We start from the raw sequence: 14,956 nt of genomic DNA, 5'->3' as shown, positions 1-14,956 counted from the left end.
GGTGATCGCTTTGTCCCGTTCGCACACCACCGGCGGGGCCGGCACGGCCGTACTGATCGTCAACAGCCACGGCCAGTACATGCTCCATCTGCGCGACGCGCACAAGCCGATCTGCGACCGGGGGACGTGGTCCCTGGTCGGGGGCGGGCTCGAGCCCGGTGAGAGCCTGGACGAGGCGATCGTCCGGGAGATCCGCGAGGAGACCGGCCTCATCCTGCAGGTCGCCGCCTTCGCAACCACTACGGCTGACGGCCCGTACGTCACCGAGGGGAACATCCACCTGTACACGGCCCGGTGGGACGGCGACGCCCGTGCGCTGCCGGCCTCCGAAGGGATCATGTTCGCCTGGTTCGACGTGGCCACCATGGAGCAGCTCACCATGTGCTCCTGGGCCCACGAGGCGATCAAGGCCCATCACGCCGAGCAGCCCACTGCCGCCGTACCCTCGCAGCGGGCGTCCGTACGGGCCGGCGGGGTCAGCGCGGTGAAGAACGTGATCGGCGCGCACCTCTTTCTGGAGCGGGACGGGGCCACCCTCCTGGGACTTCGGCACGAGAGCGTCGCGTTCGCCGGCGGCCAATGGCACGCCCTGGCGGGCCACGTGGAGAGGGAGAGCGTGCGCGCATGCCTGGTGCGAGAGGCAGTCGAGGAGGCCGGGATCGGCATCGACCCCGACGACTTGGCCCTGGTGCACACCGTGCATCTGCTCGACGATGAGCATGCCGAGCCCAGGATCCAGCTGTTCTTTTCCGCGTCCCGGTGGTCGGGGGAGCCGGAGGTGCGTGAGCCCGACAAGTGCACGGCCTGGAAGTGGTGGCCCGTCGACGCGCTGCCCGAGCCGATGGTTCCCTACACCCGCGCGGCGATCGCCGGTACCCGCAGCGGTATCTCCTACACCGAACTCGGCTGGGGCACCACGGCCTACCGCGGAGGGCGCTGACATGACAGCCCCGAACTCGGTCTCACACGCCGGGGCTCAGGAGCATCTCGCCGCCCGGGCCGCGAAGGCACGGCAGGAGTTGGTCAGCCGCCTCGACGGCGACGGTGTGCTCACCGATCCGCGACTGCGCGAAGCCCTCCTCGTAGTACGGCGGGAAGTGCTCCTCCCCCACGCGTACGTCCGGGTCAGCGGCCCGGGCGCGGACCCGATCGAATGGCGCCTCCTCGACGGCTCCCACGCCGAGGACCAGGCGGAGTGGCTCGCCCTCATCCACAGCGACGACTCGGTCCTGCTCCAGCGGGACGGCGAACCACTCGACGCCCTCGGCCGAGGCCCTGTGACCGGCGGACACATGACGTCCATGTCCAGCTACACCCCGGCCACCATCGATGCACTGCAGAGTCTCCAACTCGACACCGGGCAGCGGTTCCTGGACCTCGGACCCGGTCCAGGCGTCTCCCTCGCGCTCGCCGCCACCGTCACCGGCCCCGGCCACGCCGTCGGCGTGGAGCGTGATCCGCACATGACCGCCTTCGCCCGGAAGAACCTGAACCGGCTCGGCCTCGGCGCGGCCGTCGTCGAGGGTGACGCGCTCGACGGGGATCCGGCAGGGGCCCTGTACGACCGCATCCACTCCGGGATCGGTGTTCCCTGCGTCCCGGCGGCCTGGGTGGAACAGCTCACGCCGGGCGGGCGCCTGCTCACCACGCTCGCGACCAGGACGCCGAGTTGGCCCGGCCGGCTCCTCGTCACCCGCACCCCGCAGGGCCGCATCGAGGCAGCGTTGAAGGGCCGGCCACGCGGGTACAGGCCCATGCTCGGCCACCAGTGGCTCACCGCCCTGGACCACCGCGCCCGGATCAAGGCGAACCCCGGCACGCCGCGGCCGACCCGGCTCGCGCCACCGCCGGACGACGCCTACGCCTTCTGGCTCGCCGCGGCGTACCTGGTGCCCGGCACGGTGCGGGACTTCCAGGCCGAGACGATGACCATCGTCGCCCCGGAGGACGACTCCTGGGCGGTGGCCGGCCCCGGCGACGGAACCGTTCGCGTGCACGGGCCGCGGGACGTCTGGGCCGAACTCGAAGACCTCCACGAGCGCTGGCAGCGAGCCGGCCGACCCGACTCGTACCACGTCGACTTGAGTGGAAACGGCCCCCAGCACATCACCTCCGGAACCGGCCCGAAGGCCCTCGCCTGGACGCTGGATCCCAGCGAGGGCCGTGGCCGCGGTCCGGTCCAAAGCGGCGCGCAGCCCTTGGAGGCATCGGCATCGGTTCGCCACGTGCGGCCCGCATGACACAGCAGCGGCCGGCAGGGGCCGTCCTCCCGACAACATGCGGATCCGCACCGGGAAATGAGCCTACAGAGTCCCCCTGCTATGGTGCGCCGATGTCATCGATCAAGGAGTTCCAGGTCACCTTCGACTGCGCAGAACCCGCGCGCCTTGCCGGTTTCTGGTGCGAGGTGCTGGGGTACGTCGTACCGCCGCCGCCGAAGGGGTTCGTCTCTTGGGACGAATACCATCGCTCGCTGCCGCCTGAGGAACAGGTCACCTACTTCGCATGCGCTCATCCCTCGGGTGCCGGTCCGCGCCTGCTCTTCCAGCGCGTTCCCGAAGGCAAGGTCGTCAAGAATCGGCTGCATCTCGACGTGCGGGCCGGCACCGGACTCGTGGGTGAAGAGCGCCTCGCCACGCTGGAGGCCGAATGCGCACGACTGGTCGCGCTCGGCGCGGTACACGTGCGGACGCTGCTTGCCGACGAGGACAACGAGTCGTGCATCGTGATGCAGGACATCGAGGGCAACGAATTCTGTCTCGACTGAGCATCCTCCGGGACGGCGAGGTGGACAGCCGTCGGGGGTCGCATCACGTGATCCGGTGAGGCGGGCCCGTCCCGCAACCGTCGGCCTCATGCCGAGGAAGCCGCTGAGGTACCAGCCGTAGCGTTGTGGTTACTGCACGCGCCCTTCGGTGGTTTCCTCCTCTTCCTCGTCCGGAAGGTGGACGTCGTTGACCGAGAGATTCACCTCGACGACCTCCAGACCGGTCATCCGCTCCACCGCCTCGACGACGCTCTCCCGGACCTCTGCGGCGACATCTGCGATGGCCACGCCGTATTCAACGACGATCTCGAGGTCAATAGCGCTCTGACGCTCACCGACCTCCACCTTGACGCCTCGGGTGACGCCGGGGCGTCCACCGGGGACCCGGTCACGCACCGCGCCCATGGTGCGGGCGACCCCACCTCCCAGGGCATGGATGCCGGAGACCTCCCGGGCAGCCATCCCGGCGATCTTGGCCACCACGCCGTCCGCGATCGTGGTCCTGCCCCGGGCGGCGGGGTCGGTGCCGGTCCGCCCGCCCTGCGAAGTGCTCGCGCGGGGTTCGGTCCTGGTCCTGGTGCTGCTGGGCTCCGTCACGCGAAGCCACCTCCTCGACAATCTGACCGGTTGGCAGAAACCGTCACGATGGCCACGAAGAGCACGACGGCTGCAAGGACGAGGAACAGGAATGTTGCCGTCGAACGCTCCCAACCCCGGGGAAGGCCACAACCCTGCACGGCCCTCTCACACCAGCTTGCCCTACGCCGCTCCGGGTTGCAGTTCCACCGCAGCCCGGCCAGGAACGAACATGAGACTCCGCATTCCGCGGCATCCCCCGGCGCGGCTGGCCCTGCCTCCTGCCGCTCGACGAGCCGGTCCCTGCCGGCGCTCTGTGCTTCGGACGGGGCCGCCCTCACCGGGACCGGATCCGCCACGAATGGACGGCGCGAGTCTGCTCACTCGGAAGACATGGTTCGGTCCAACGAAGAGGTGGCCGCGCTGCTGGCCGAGTACGCGGACCTGATCTCGATCACCGGCGGCGAGGCGTACAAGGCGCGCGTCTACGAGAAGGCCGCCCGTGCCATCGGCGGTCACCACGCCGACGTCGCCACGCTCGACGTCAAGGGTCTGCAGGAGATCCCCGGGGTCGGAAAGTCGATCGCCGAGAAGGTCACCGAGTACTTCCGGAACGGCAGTGTGTCGGCCGTCGAGGAGCTGCGCGCGAAGATCCCCGCCGGTGTGCGCCGGCTGACGGCCATTCCCACCCTCGGTCCGAAGAAGGCACACACCCTGTACGAGGAGCTCGGCATCTCCTCGGTCGACGAGTTGGTGGAAGCCGTCCACGCCGAGAAGCTCCGGGATCTGAAGGGCTTCGGGCCCAGGACGGAGGAGAAGATCCTGCACGGCGTCGAGCTGCTGCAGTCGGCCGGGGGCCGTGTGCTGCTGGACGTGGCCATGGATCTCGCCGAGGACCTGGTGGCCCAGCTGTCCGGGGCGACCGGCTGCCGGCGCTGCACGTACGCCGGGTCGCTGCGCCGCGTCCGGGAGACGATCGGGGACATCGACGTCCTCGTCGCGGCCCGGAAGTCGGCGCCGCTGATGCGGGCGTTCACCGAGCTGCCCTATGTCAGCGAGGTCGTCGCGCAGGGCACGGCCAAGACCTCGGTCCGCACCACCAAGGGCCTCGCCGTCGACCTTCGGGTCGTCTCGCCCGATGCCTGGGGCGCGGCGTTGCAGTACTTCACCGGCTCGAAGGCGCACAACATCCGCACCCGTGAACTGGCCGTACGACAGGGGCTCAAGCTGTCCGAGTACGGGCTGTTCGACGCCGAGAGCGGGAAGAAGATCGTCTCGGAGACCGAGGAGGAGGTGTATGCCCGGCTCGGCCTGCCCTGGATCCCGCCGACACTCCGCGAGGACCGCGGGGAGATCGAGGCGGGCCTGCGCGATGAGCTGCCCGGCCTGATCCAGGAGTCGGACCTGCGGGGCGATCTGCACACGCACACCGACCTGACTGACGGCCTCGCGCCGCTGGAGGAGATGGTCGCCGCGGCCGCCGAGCGGGGCTATGCCTACTACGCCGTGACCGATCACGGGCCGAACCTGTACATGCAGCAGATGACGGACGAGCGGATGCTCGCCCAGCGTGAGCAGGTACGGAAACTCGACGGCGCGTACGGCAAGCACGGCAGACGCGGCGGCATGCGGCTGCTGCACGGTGCGGAGCTCAACATCGATCCCGACGGCGACGTGGACTGGCCGCAGGACTTCCTGGCCGGTTTCGACCTGTGCGTGGCTTCGGTGCACTCGCACTTCAACCAGACCCGCGAGCAGCTGACCCGCCGGATCGTACGGGCCTGCGAGAACCCGTTCGTCAACATCATCGGCCACCCCACCGCCCGCATCATCGGCAAGCGGCCGGGCATCGACGTCGACCTCGACGAGGTCTTCGCCGCGTGCGCGCGGACCGGCACCGCGCTGGAGGTCAACGCCCACGCGGACCGGCTGGATCTGCGCGACGAGGACATCCTGCGGGCGCGGCGGCACGGGGTGAAGTTCGCCGTCGACAGCGACGCGCACTCCGTGCTGCATCTGGCCAACGTGCGTTATGGCGTGGGGACGGCGCAGCGCGGCTGGCTCAACAAGAACGACGTGATCAACACCTGGACGGAGGCACGGCTGCGGCGGTTTCTGCGCAAAGAAGGCACGGACCGGGGAACCCGCTCCTGACCGCGACAACGCACTGAAGGGAACGACCATGCCCGTCACGCATCCACACGACTTCGAGCACGCCATCCACACCTCGAACATCTGGCTGAAAGCGGTGTCGCAGGCTCTGGGTACGGAGGACCGGCACTTCGCCCACCGGGTCCTGCGCGCCTGGCTGCACACGTTCCGTGACCGGCTGACCGTCGACGTGGCCGCCCACTTCGCCGCGCAGCTGCCCGAACTGCTGCGGGGCGTCTACTACGACGGCTGGGACCCGAGCGCCGTACCCATCAGGTACGACCGCGACGGCTATGTGAACCGCTTCGTCCAGGAGGCCAAGGTATCGGCCGAGGAGGTTCCCAGGATCGCAGCCGCCGTCACCGGCGTCGTACGGGAGCACTTCTCGCCCGGGGCTCTGGATTCGGCGCTGGAACAACTCCCGCACGAGATCCGCTCCATGTTCCTCCAGCCGGCCGACTGACCGATCGCGCAGGAACCGAAGAGCGGAGGAGCCGAAGAGCGGAGGAGCCGAAGAGCGGAGGAGCCGGGGGTACTGATGAACCACTGGCTGCGGCTGACACTCCTCGGGGCAGGAGCGATGAACTCGCCCCGCTTCGCCCCGGCGGGCCTGCTGCTGCGGTGCGCGGGGCACCAGGTGGCCTTCGACGGCGGTCCCGGTGCCGAGCCGCCGCCCGGGCGGCTGGACGCGTGGCTGGTCACCGACGAACAGTCGGAACTGCGGTCGGAACTGCGGCGGCTGGCGTCCGAACGGGGTGTCGAAATGCGCGTCGGCGATCTGACGGCAGAGGTGCCCGGGTGCGCTGCTGTCCGGTGGTGCACACCTCGCACCCCGCATACGGGTACCGCGTGGAAGCCGGGGACTCGGTGGTGGTCTGGGCACCGGAGTTCTGGGACTTTCCGGCCTGGGCCGCGGGGGCGGACCTGATGTTCGCCGAGGCGGCGGCCTGGGACCGGCCGATACGGTTCCGGGGCGGTGTCGGCGGCCACGCGAGTGTCCGCACGATCAGTGAGCAGGCCGCACATCGTGGAGTGCGGCGCCTGGTCTACGCCCACATCGGGCGCCCCGGCCTGCGGGCGATCGACGCCGGGCTGAAGCCGCCCGCCGGCGAATGGGGCGTCGAGGGCCGCACGTACTCCCTCCGCTTCAGCGATCCGTGAGGTGGTGCTGCTCCTCGCCGGCGAGGGCCGCGATCGTCCCTCCGGCGAGTACGGTGCGACGGCGGCCGTCGGAGAGGCGGTGGCGGACCTGGTAGATCTCGTCCTTGGTGGTGTTGCGCAGCCGCAGGAACGGCTCGGCGCCGGGAGCCAGGGCGGCGTGGAGACCGTCCAGTCGCAGCCGGTCGCCCGCGTCGATGCGGTGGTGGTCGTCCGGATCGTCGAACTCCAGCGGCAGGATGCCGAAGTTGGTCAGGTTCTGCCAGTGGATGCGGGCGTAGGACTTCGCGACGACCGCCCGCAGCCCGAGGTGACGCGGGGTGATCGCGGCGTGCTCGCGGGACGACCCCTGCCCGTAGTTCTCCCCGCCGACGACGAAGTGCCCGCCGGATCCGCCGTCGCCGGCCAGTTCGGCGGCGTGCCGTGGGTAGTCCGGGTCGATACGGGTGAAGGTGAACTCGGCGAGCTTGGGGATGTTGGAGCGGTACGGCAGTGCCTTCGCGCCGGCCGGGGAGATCTCGTCGGTGGACACGTTGTCGCCGCATTTGAGCAGGACCGGCCCCTCGAGCGCGTCGGGCATGGGGTCGAGGTCGGGCAGGACGGAGATGTTGGGCCCGCGTTCCAGCTCCACGCGGGCCGCCTGTCCGGGCGGCAGCGGCGGCTCGAGCATCGCGCGGTTGACCGTCGCGTGCTCGGCGAGGCGCAGCCGCGGGTACCGCACGCCCTCCTCGGCCGCCCAGTCGCGGGGATCGGTGATCTCGCCGGTCAGGGCGGAGACGGCGGCGGTCTCAGGGGAGCAGAGCCAGACCGCGTCCTGCTCGGTGCCGGAGCGGCCGGGGAAGTTGCGGGGGAAGGTGCGCAGACTGTTGCGGCCGGGTGCCGGGGCCTGCCCCATGCCGATGCAGCCCAGGCATCCGGTCTGGTGGATACGGGCCCCTGCCGCGATCAGCTCGAAGGTGGAACCCGATTTCGTGAGGTCGGCGAGGATCTCGCGGGAGGTGGGATTGATGTCGAAGCTGACCGCGGGGTCGGTCTGACGGCCGGCGACGACAGCGGCGGCGACGGCGAAGTCACGCAGCCCCGGGTTGGCGGACGAACCGATGACGGCCTGCCCCACGGGTTCGCCCGCGACCTCGCGCACCGGTACCACGTTGCCGGGGGAGGTGGGGCGCGCGATGAGCGGTTCGAGCGTGGCGAGGTCGATCTCGTCGGTGAGGTCGTACACGGCGTCCGGCTCTGCGGCCAGTTCACGGAAGTCGGCCTCCCGTTCCTCGGCACGCAGGAAGTCGCGCACCGCGGTGTCCGCGGGGAAGACGGAGGTGGTCGCGCCCAGCTCGGCGCCCATGTTGGCGATGACATGCCGGTCCATGGCGCTCAGGTGCGCGAGACCCGGGCCGTGGTACTCCAGGATCCGGTTCACCGCCCCCTTGACGCCGTGCCGCCGCAGCATCTCCAGCACCACGTCCTTGGCGCTCACCCACTCCGGCAGGCGGCCGGTCAGCCGGATTCCCCAGATCTCCGGCATGGTCACGTACAGGGGCCGCCCGGCCATGGCGAGCGCCACCTCCAGGCCGCCCGTGCCCAGGGCGAGCATGCCGAGCGAGCCCGCGGCGCACGTGTGCGAGTCGGACCCGGCCAGCGACCTGCCGGGCACACCGAAGCGCTGCATGTGCGTGGGGTGCGAGACGCCGTTGCCGGGCTTGGAGTACCAAAGGCCGAAGCGACGGCACGCGGAACGGAGGAAAGCGTGGTCCTCGGCGTTGCGCTCGTCCGCCTGGAGCAGGTTGTGGTCGACGTACTGAACGCTGACCTCGGTGCGGACCCGGTCCAGGCCGAGAGCGTCCAGTTCCTGCATCACCAAGGTGCCGGTGGCGTCCTGGGTGAGGGTCTGGTCGATCCGCAGTCCGATCTCGCATGCGGGCTCCATCCGGCCGTCGACGAGATGGTCCGCGATCAGCCGGTGCGCCAGCGTGCCGTGGGAGCGCGTCACACCCTCCACCCTGCGCCCTGCGCGCCGGGGACGGCAAGCCGCCACCGGACCGTGCCGGCCTTTGCGGGACCGGCGAAGGGCGGCAAGGGAAGGGACGATCAGGCCATGCGTGCCGCATGCTCCACCGCGAGGAGGACGGCTTCAGCAAGGTCGTCCTGCGCGCCTGACCGGCCACTCGTACGTTGGAGGGGGGTGCCAGCACGGGCGACCCTTCCGGCCGCCCAGGAGTAGGAGTGCGGAGCTGCCATGGCGGAGCGTTCGGCGGCACAGCGGGCCGCGGCTGCAAAAGGCGCCGTCGCGGACGCCCGGCCGCTGGACGAGGGCCGGGAGGCGTTCCGCGGACGGGCCTGGGCCGAGGCGTACGACCGCCTCGCGGCCGCCGATGCGCGGGAGCCGCTTCCCGCGTCCGACGTGGACCTGCTCGCCCGCGCCGCCTACCTGACCGGCCGGGAGGACCGGGCCTTGGAGCTCTGGGAGCGGGCCCACTTCGCGCTGGGCGAGGCGGGCGCGGTGGGGCCCGCCGCACGCTGCGCCTTCTGGATCGGCATGACGCTCGCCCGGCTCGGGCACCACGAGCGCGCCGGAGGCTGGTTCGGCCGCGCCGCCCGCCTGCTGGACGAGGCGGGCGGGGACCACGTGGAGCGCGGCTATCTGCTCCTGCCCGCCGGTCTCCGTGCGATGGGAGCCGGCGACCACGGGGCGGCGCGCGCCGCGTTCGCCGAGGCCACCCGGATCGCCGACCGGTTCGGCGATCTTGACCTCGTCGCCCTCGGCCGCCTCGGCCAGGGGCAGGCGCTCATCGGTGGCGGCGACTGCGTGGGCGGCCGGGCGCTGCTCGACGAGGCGATGGTCGCCGTCACCTCGGGCGAGGTCTCCCCGATCACGGCCGGCATCGTCTACTGCGCCGTGATCATCGCGTGCCGGGACACCTTCGACGTCCACCGTGCCTCCGAGTGGACCGCGGCCCTCAGCCGCTGGTGCGCGTCCCAGCCCGACCTCAGGCCGTACCGCGGGCAGTGCATGGTCCACCGCTCCGAGATCATGCAGCTGCACGGCGAGTGGGCCGACGCCCTCGCCGAGGCGCAGCAGGCCTGCACCCACATGGACACCCCGGCCGGTGACCCCGCCGCGGGCATGGCCCACTACCAGCGGGCCGAACTGCTGCGCCTGCGTGGTGCCTTCGGGCGTGCGGAGGATGCGTACCGGCAGGCCGACCGGTGGGGGCACCCGCCGCAGCCCGGGCTCGCCCTGCTGCGGCTGGCGCAGGGCCGGACCGACGACGCCCTGGCCGCTGTCCGGAGGGTCGCGGCCGAGGCCGAGCACGATCCCGTGCGGCGCTCCCGCGTCCTCGCCGCCTACGCCGAGATCGCTCTCGCGGCAGGCGACACCGACGCCGCCCGCGACGCCGCCCGTGCACTGGCCACGGCGGCGGACGATCTGGCCGCGCCCTACCTGCGCGCGGTCGCGGCCGGCGCCCGTGGCGCCGTGCTGCTGGCCGGTGGAGACCCGGAGGGCGCCGGGGAGGCGCTGCGCGGAGCGTGGGCGGCCTGGCAGGAGCTGGAGGTTCCGTACGAGGGGGCGCGGGTGCGCGTGCTGATGGCGGAGGCCTACCGGGCGCTCGGCGACCACGACTCGGCCGAAATGGCGCTGGACGCCGCCCGCGCCGTGTTCGAGCGGCTCGGGGCCGTCCCGCAGCTGGCCCGCGTGGACCGGCTGTCCCGGCGCGCCACGGGCCACCGGCTGCCGGGCGGACTCACCCCGCGCGAGGCGGAGGTGCTGAAGCTCGTCGCGGCGGGCGCCACCAACCGCGAGATCGCTGCCGCGCTCGTCATCAGCGAGAAGACCGTCGCCCGCCATCTGAACAACATGTTCCACAAGCTGGACGTCGGCTCGCGCGCGGCGGCCACGGCGTACGCGTACGAACACGACCTGGCCTGACGCCGACGGCCCGACCCCGGTATGGGTGGTTCCACCCACATCGGACGTGGCGGATGAGATGCGCATTTCCCCCGATGTGCCGGTCGGGGTGCCGCCCTCACACTCTCCATAGATCCGCGGAACATCCGCCGAAGAGACCGCGGATCAATGGAGAGGAGGCTGCGATGAACCGCACATCCACCGTGGGCGCCGAGGCCCGGCAGCGGATCCTCGCGGAGATCCCGCTCGCCGAGCACCACCGCGACCTGGCCGGCGTCCCCACCGCCGTACTGGAGGGGGGCAGCGGACCCCCGATGGTCATCCTCCACGGCATCGGGCAGTCCGCCCTGGGGTGGATCCGGGTGATCCCCGACCTGGCGTCGTCCTGGACGCTCGTCGTCCCGGACCTTCCCGGCCAGGGCGCCTCCGAGGTCCCCGCCGGCGTCCCGCTCACCGCGGGCCGGGTCGTGGAGTGGCTGGTCGAGCTCGTCGCGACCGCCTGCGCCGTACCTCCCGTGCTGGTCGGCCACAACGTGGGCGGCGCCGTCGCCGCCCGCTTCGCCGCCGCGCACGGTGACCGGATCGCCGCGCTGGTCCTGGTCGACGCGCTGGGCCTGGGCCCGTTCCGCCCGGCGCCGCGCTTCGCGGTCAGCGTCGCGGCGTTCCAGCTGCGTGCCACCGAGCGGACCCGGGACCGCATGCTCGGACGGTGCATGGTCGATTTCGACGGCGTACGGGACGACCTGGGAGAGCGCTGGGACGGCGTCGCCGACTACGCGCTCGACCGCGCCCGTACCCCCGGCGTGAAGGCCGCGGGCCGCACGCTCATGAAGGAGTTCGTGCTCCCCGTGATCCCGCCGGCCGACCTTGCCGCCATCCCCGTCCCCACGACCCTCGTCTGGGGCCGCCAGGACCCCGAGGCGCGGCTCCGGTACGGCGAGGAGGCCGCCGCCCGGCACGGCTGGCCGCTGCACGTCATCGACGAGTGCGGCGCCGACGCCCACCTCGAACAGCCCGACGCCCTCGTGGCGACCCTGCGCACCGTGCTTCGCCCCACGCAGGAAAGGACCCGGCCATGACCACCCCGACCAAACCCCCCACCACGGACCAGATCCGCACCGCCTGGGACACCCTTGCTCCCGGGTTCGACCGCCACACCACGCCGCACACCATGCAGTTCGGTGAACAGATCCTGGCCGAGGCCGCCGTCGGCCCCGGCACCCGCTTCCTGGACGTGGCCGCGGGCAGCGGCGCCCTGGCCCTGCCCGCGGCGCGCCGCGGTGCCCGGGTCGTCGCCGTCGACATCGCACCGGCGATGGTGGAGCGGCTCGCGTCCCGCGCCCGCGCCGAGGGCCTGGAACAGGTCCGCGCGCTCGTCATGGACGGCGAGCATCTGGACCTGGACGACGACGCCTTCGACGTGTCCGCGTCGCTCAACGGCGTGTCGCTCTTCCCCGACCTGGGGCGCGGCCTCGCCGAGATGGCCCGGGTCACGCGCCCGGGCGGCACGGTGCTGGTCGCGGCGTTCGGCCCGCCGCAGAAGGCGGAGTTCATCGCGTGGACGCTGGGGGCCTTGCGGGCCGCCGTCCCCGGCTTCGCCGGTCTGCCGACGGACCCGCCGCCGCTACCCTTCCGGCTCGCGGACCCGGAGCGCTTCGCGGCCGTGCTGCGCGAAGCGGGCCTCGGTGAGGTGACCGTCCGTCAGGCAGTGATGGACACACCCTTCGGCTCCGCCACGGAACTGCTGGACACCATCCGCAGCAGTCATCCCCTCGGCGCCCAGTGGATCGCCGGCCTCACCGAGGCCCAGTCCACTGAGGTCCGCCAGATCCTGGAGGGCATGCTCCGCGAACGCTCGGGCGGTGCACCGGGCGCGGTCCTGCACACCACGATCAACGTCGCCACGGGTACGCCCTGAGTGCGGATCGTCCGGGTACGACGGGGCGACTGCGACGCATCCTTCCGGCCGCCGACCGCCTCACCGCGGGCCCCCATCCGCACTCCCGCCGGCTCACTGCTCGGGTCGGTTCACGCGGATCAGCGTCTGCTGGCCGTTGGCGACGGGCTTGCGCCGGTCGCCCTGGACGCCGAACACCTCCAGCCGGCAGACGGTGAGGGTGCGTCCGGATTTCAGTACGGTCCCGACCGCCTCGATGTGGTCACCGGCGGCGGGCGCGAGGAGGTTGATCTTGTACTCGACGGTGAGCACCTCGGCGTCCCCGGGAAACAGGGTGAAGGCCGCGTAGCCACCGGCGCTGTCGGCGACGGCGCTGGTGGCGCCGGCGTGGAAGTAGCCGTGCTGCTGGGTCACTTCCGGGCGGCTCGGCAGCTCGATGTGCACCCGACCGGGTCCGATGTGGGTGATGCGTGCACCGAGGTGACTCATCAGGCCCTGGCGGTCGAAGCTGGTTTGTATGCGCTGCTGGGCCTCGGGGCTCGCCTGTCCGTGCTGCGTCTGGTCTTCCACGTGCTCTCCTCCGACGGACGTCGCGGCCTTCGAACGGGGTGGACGGGACGAGGCGGGTTCACCCCGGCCGGCCGGGCGCTTCCACCGGCTGGAATCCGCCGATGGCGATCATCAAGGCACCGCAGCCCCGCCGACTGCCCGGACACCTGAACTGGTTGCATCATCGAACCACATGGTTGTACCGTCGAACCATGTCGAGGGATCAAAGGGCGGACGACCCGGTCGCCCTGCAAGAGGCACTGGGGAGCTTCGTTCGCGCCTTCGGGCTGCACCAGCCGGAAGCAACGCCTTGCGGCCGGCCGATCCCGGTCTCCGAGGCGCACGCCCTGAGCGAGCTGGCGCAGGAGGGAGAGCTGCGGCAGGTCGAACTCGCCCGCCGGCTGCGGCTGCAGAAGAGCACCGTCAGCCGACTCGTCAGACAGCTGTCCACCCGTGACTGGGTGGAACGCGCCCCGGCTCCCGACGACGGACGCGGCGTCGTCCTGCGGCTCACCGCTGCGGGGCGACGAGCGGCACAGAACCTGGCTGAGGCGCGACGGAAGCGGTTCTCCCGCCTGCTCGGTTCGATCCCGGCTCACGAAAGATCGGGCGTGCTCCACGCCCTCGATGTGATGGTGGAGGCACTGGATGAATAGCGGCAGGCTCCTGGCCCTGGCGGGCGCGGGCGTGATCGTCGCCGGGGCGGTGACGGCCGTCGTCCTGGCAGCCGGCGGCCCCGAGCAGGGTCCGGGCGGCGGCCGGACCGAGCGGCAGGAGGTGGTGGCCGAGCGGGGAGGCACCGTGATGCCCTTCGACCTCGAGCAGACCACGCACCGCTTCACGCCCACGGCAACGGGAGGCACCCAGGACGTCGTGGCCGACCGGCGCGGCGACACCGAGCAGATCGACCTGATACGCGCTCATCTGCGCAAGGAGGCCGAGGCGTTCAGCCGGGGAGACTTCGCCGATCCCGCCCGGATCCACGGCGACGACATGCCCGGCCTCGCCGCACTGCGGGACGGGTACGACCGTATCGAGGTGCGCTACGAGGACCGGGCCGACGGGGCCACCCTGACCTACGCCACGGGGGATTCGGCGTTGACCGACGCCCTGCACGACTGGTTCGCAGCTCAGCTCGGCGACCACGGTTCGCACGCCGAGTCCGGCCACTGAAACGGAAGGGGAAGGCCACCGGACGATGACCGGCAGGCCGGCGTCACCGGCAGCGGCGGCCGCTGCCCGCCGTGGAACGGCAGGACGGGGACCACGGCCGGCTCGCGTCCACACGCTTCCTCAGGGCCGGCCCGTACCCGAACCGCCCGGCCCGCCACCGCCGTCGGCCCCCGTCCCGCCCAGGCCGGGTGCCCCCCACACCGGAAACCAGCGCTTCAGATCCGTCTCGATCCGCAGATCGTTCTTCAGCAGCGCCCTCACCTGGAGCTCGAGGGCGTTGTCACGCTTCTCGATGGCGCCCGGGAGCGGCGCGAACGGATAGAAGGTGCCGCGCTTGTAGAGGTAGACCAACGCCAGCGCACGGTCTCCCCCGGCCGCGCGGAAGCCGGCCAGTGAGCAGAGCAGCTGCGGCCCGAAGCCTGCCTCCTCGAGGAGGGTGTTGACGGCGTGCAGGTCGTTGACGAGCGAGACGACGTCGCCGGCCGGGTGGCGGGCGAGGAGCCAGGTGTAGCCGTACGCGTCCTGGCTGAACTCGACCGGGACGCCACCCCGGCCGGTGTCGGCGTCGAGCAGTTCCCGTACGTCCGTCCGGAGCCGCGTGAAGGCGCCGCCTTCGACGCTGGCGAAGCACACCGAGCCCAGGCCGGTCGGTGTGAACCCGGTGCCCGCCTCCAGGGTGATCGCGGCACCGGGCAGACCGAAGAGCTGTTCGAGATCGGGGCGCACCGGTCGGCTGCGGCCGAGGATGGTGTCGAGGAGTCCCATAGCAGGAACCTTC

The 14,956-nt window shown here is 71.7% G+C and carries 15 protein-coding genes; 11 read left to right on the top strand and 4 right to left on the bottom strand.

Translation table 11 applies throughout. The features are described 5' to 3' along the window. Positions 1-10 precede the first annotated feature (10 nt). From OGH68_RS33455 to OGH68_RS33445, 3 genes are all read left to right on the top strand, one after another. Complete coding sequence (locus OGH68_RS33455) at positions 11-940, top strand: NUDIX hydrolase (protein ID WP_264249199.1); 930 nt, start codon at positions 11-13, stop codon at positions 938-940. A gap of 1 nt (position 941) precedes the next feature. Then, positions 942-2,240: a methyltransferase domain-containing protein gene (locus OGH68_RS33450; RefSeq protein ID WP_264249198.1), complete on the top strand. Its 1,299-nt coding sequence runs from the start codon at positions 942-944 to the stop codon at positions 2,238-2,240. A 92-nt stretch (positions 2,241-2,332) separates the two neighbouring features. Continuing rightward, positions 2,333-2,767 (top strand): VOC family protein, encoded by a 435-nt coding sequence (locus OGH68_RS33445; protein WP_264249197.1) that lies wholly within the window; start codon positions 2,333-2,335, stop codon positions 2,765-2,767. A gap of 129 nt (positions 2,768-2,896) precedes the next feature. Here OGH68_RS33445 and OGH68_RS33440 read toward each other — a convergent pair whose 3' ends face one another. Beyond that, positions 2,897-3,364: an Asp23/Gls24 family envelope stress response protein gene (locus tag OGH68_RS33440; RefSeq protein ID WP_264249196.1), complete on the bottom strand. Its 468-nt coding sequence runs from the start codon at positions 3,362-3,364 to the stop codon at positions 2,897-2,899. Between the two features lie 372 nt (positions 3,365-3,736). Here OGH68_RS33440 and polX point away from each other — a divergent pair, with 372 nt between their 5' ends. From polX to OGH68_RS33425, 3 genes are all read left to right on the top strand, one after another. Further along, a complete protein-coding gene (gene polX, locus OGH68_RS33435) occupies positions 3,737-5,497 on the top strand; it encodes a DNA polymerase/3'-5' exonuclease PolX (protein WP_264249195.1) in 1,761 nt (586 codons plus the stop codon). A gap of 28 nt (positions 5,498-5,525) precedes the next feature. Continuing rightward, positions 5,526-5,957, top strand: a complete 432-nt coding sequence (locus OGH68_RS33430) for a DUF2267 domain-containing protein (protein WP_264249194.1) — start codon at positions 5,526-5,528, stop codon at positions 5,955-5,957. Between the two features lie 386 nt (positions 5,958-6,343). Next, complete coding sequence (locus OGH68_RS33425) at positions 6,344-6,655, top strand: hypothetical protein (protein WP_264249192.1); 312 nt, start codon at positions 6,344-6,346, stop codon at positions 6,653-6,655. Here the strand turns inward: OGH68_RS33425 and OGH68_RS33420 are convergent. After that, positions 6,642-8,579: an aconitate hydratase gene (locus OGH68_RS33420; RefSeq protein WP_413471142.1), complete on the bottom strand. Its 1,938-nt coding sequence runs from the start codon at positions 8,577-8,579 to the stop codon at positions 6,642-6,644. The two genes, OGH68_RS33425 and OGH68_RS33420, sit on opposite strands and share 14 nt — an antisense overlap. A 309-nt stretch (positions 8,580-8,888) precedes the next feature. Between OGH68_RS33420 and OGH68_RS33415 the strand changes: the two genes are divergently transcribed. The 3 genes from OGH68_RS33415 to OGH68_RS33405 all read left to right on the top strand — a co-directional run bounded on the left by OGH68_RS33415 (position 8,889) and on the right by OGH68_RS33405 (position 12,477). Then, positions 8,889-10,580: a helix-turn-helix domain-containing protein gene (locus tag OGH68_RS33415; RefSeq protein WP_264249188.1), complete on the top strand. Its 1,692-nt coding sequence runs from the start codon at positions 8,889-8,891 to the stop codon at positions 10,578-10,580. A 164-nt stretch (positions 10,581-10,744) separates the two neighbouring features. Then, positions 10,745-11,638 (top strand): alpha/beta fold hydrolase, encoded by an 894-nt coding sequence (locus OGH68_RS33410; protein WP_264249187.1) that lies wholly within the window; start codon positions 10,745-10,747, stop codon positions 11,636-11,638. Continuing rightward, on the top strand, positions 11,635-12,477 hold the full coding sequence (locus tag OGH68_RS33405) for a class I SAM-dependent methyltransferase (protein ID WP_264249186.1): 843 nt from the start codon (positions 11,635-11,637) through the stop codon (positions 12,475-12,477). Before OGH68_RS33410 ends, OGH68_RS33405 begins: the two co-directional genes overlap by 4 nt. Before the next feature lie 93 nt (positions 12,478-12,570). Here OGH68_RS33405 and OGH68_RS33400 read toward each other — a convergent pair whose 3' ends face one another. Beyond that, positions 12,571-13,026: a PaaI family thioesterase gene (locus OGH68_RS33400; protein ID WP_264249184.1), complete on the bottom strand. Its 456-nt coding sequence runs from the start codon at positions 13,024-13,026 to the stop codon at positions 12,571-12,573. A 191-nt stretch (positions 13,027-13,217) separates the two neighbouring features. Between OGH68_RS33400 and OGH68_RS33395 the strand changes: the two genes are divergently transcribed. After that, positions 13,218-13,661: a MarR family winged helix-turn-helix transcriptional regulator gene (locus OGH68_RS33395; RefSeq protein WP_264249183.1), complete on the top strand. Its 444-nt coding sequence runs from the start codon at positions 13,218-13,220 to the stop codon at positions 13,659-13,661. Next, entirely contained in the window at positions 13,654-14,178 is a 525-nt protein-coding gene (locus OGH68_RS33390) for an aspartate carbamoyltransferase (RefSeq protein ID WP_264249182.1), read from the top strand. Before OGH68_RS33395 ends, OGH68_RS33390 begins: the two co-directional genes overlap by 8 nt. Positions 14,179-14,298: 120 nt before the next feature. Here OGH68_RS33390 and pspAB read toward each other — a convergent pair whose 3' ends face one another. Continuing rightward, on the bottom strand, positions 14,299-14,943 hold the full coding sequence (gene pspAB, locus OGH68_RS33385; RefSeq protein ID WP_264249181.1) for a PspA-associated protein PspAB: 645 nt from the start codon (positions 14,941-14,943) through the stop codon (positions 14,299-14,301). Between the last annotated feature and the right edge of the window lie 13 nt (positions 14,944-14,956).

The organism is Streptomyces peucetius, assembly GCF_025854275.1.
Classification (GTDB): Bacteria; Actinomycetota; Actinomycetes; order Streptomycetales; family Streptomycetaceae; genus Streptomyces; species Streptomyces peucetius_A.
Note: the sequence above shows the minus strand (reverse complement) of the source record. Positions and strands in the feature narration are given on the sequence as shown.

Excerpts from the sequence above, each read along its gene's own strand:
- OGH68_RS33450 (WP_264249198.1), top strand. The coding sequence starts at position 942 with ATGACAGCCCCGAACTCGGTCTCACACGCCGGGGCTCAGGAGCATCTC.
- OGH68_RS33445 (WP_264249197.1), top strand. The coding sequence starts at position 2,333 with ATGTCATCGATCAAGGAGTTCCAGGTCACCTTCGACTGCGCAGAACCC.
- polX (WP_264249195.1), top strand. The coding sequence starts at position 3,737 with ATGGTTCGGTCCAACGAAGAGGTGGCCGCGCTGCTGGCCGAGTACGCG.
- OGH68_RS33430 (WP_264249194.1), top strand. The coding sequence starts at position 5,526 with ATGCCCGTCACGCATCCACACGACTTCGAGCACGCCATCCACACCTCG.
- OGH68_RS33420 (WP_413471142.1), bottom strand. The coding sequence starts at position 8,579 with ATGGAGCCCGCATGCGAGATCGGACTGCGGATCGACCAGACCCTCACC.
- OGH68_RS33415 (WP_264249188.1), top strand. The coding sequence starts at position 8,889 with ATGGCGGAGCGTTCGGCGGCACAGCGGGCCGCGGCTGCAAAAGGCGCC.
- OGH68_RS33410 (WP_264249187.1), top strand. The coding sequence starts at position 10,745 with ATGAACCGCACATCCACCGTGGGCGCCGAGGCCCGGCAGCGGATCCTC.
- OGH68_RS33405 (WP_264249186.1), top strand. The coding sequence starts at position 11,635 with ATGACCACCCCGACCAAACCCCCCACCACGGACCAGATCCGCACCGCC.
- OGH68_RS33395 (WP_264249183.1), top strand. The coding sequence starts at position 13,218 with ATGTCGAGGGATCAAAGGGCGGACGACCCGGTCGCCCTGCAAGAGGCA.
- OGH68_RS33390 (WP_264249182.1), top strand. The coding sequence starts at position 13,654 with ATGAATAGCGGCAGGCTCCTGGCCCTGGCGGGCGCGGGCGTGATCGTC.
- pspAB (WP_264249181.1), bottom strand. The coding sequence starts at position 14,943 with ATGGGACTCCTCGACACCATCCTCGGCCGCAGCCGACCGGTGCGCCCC.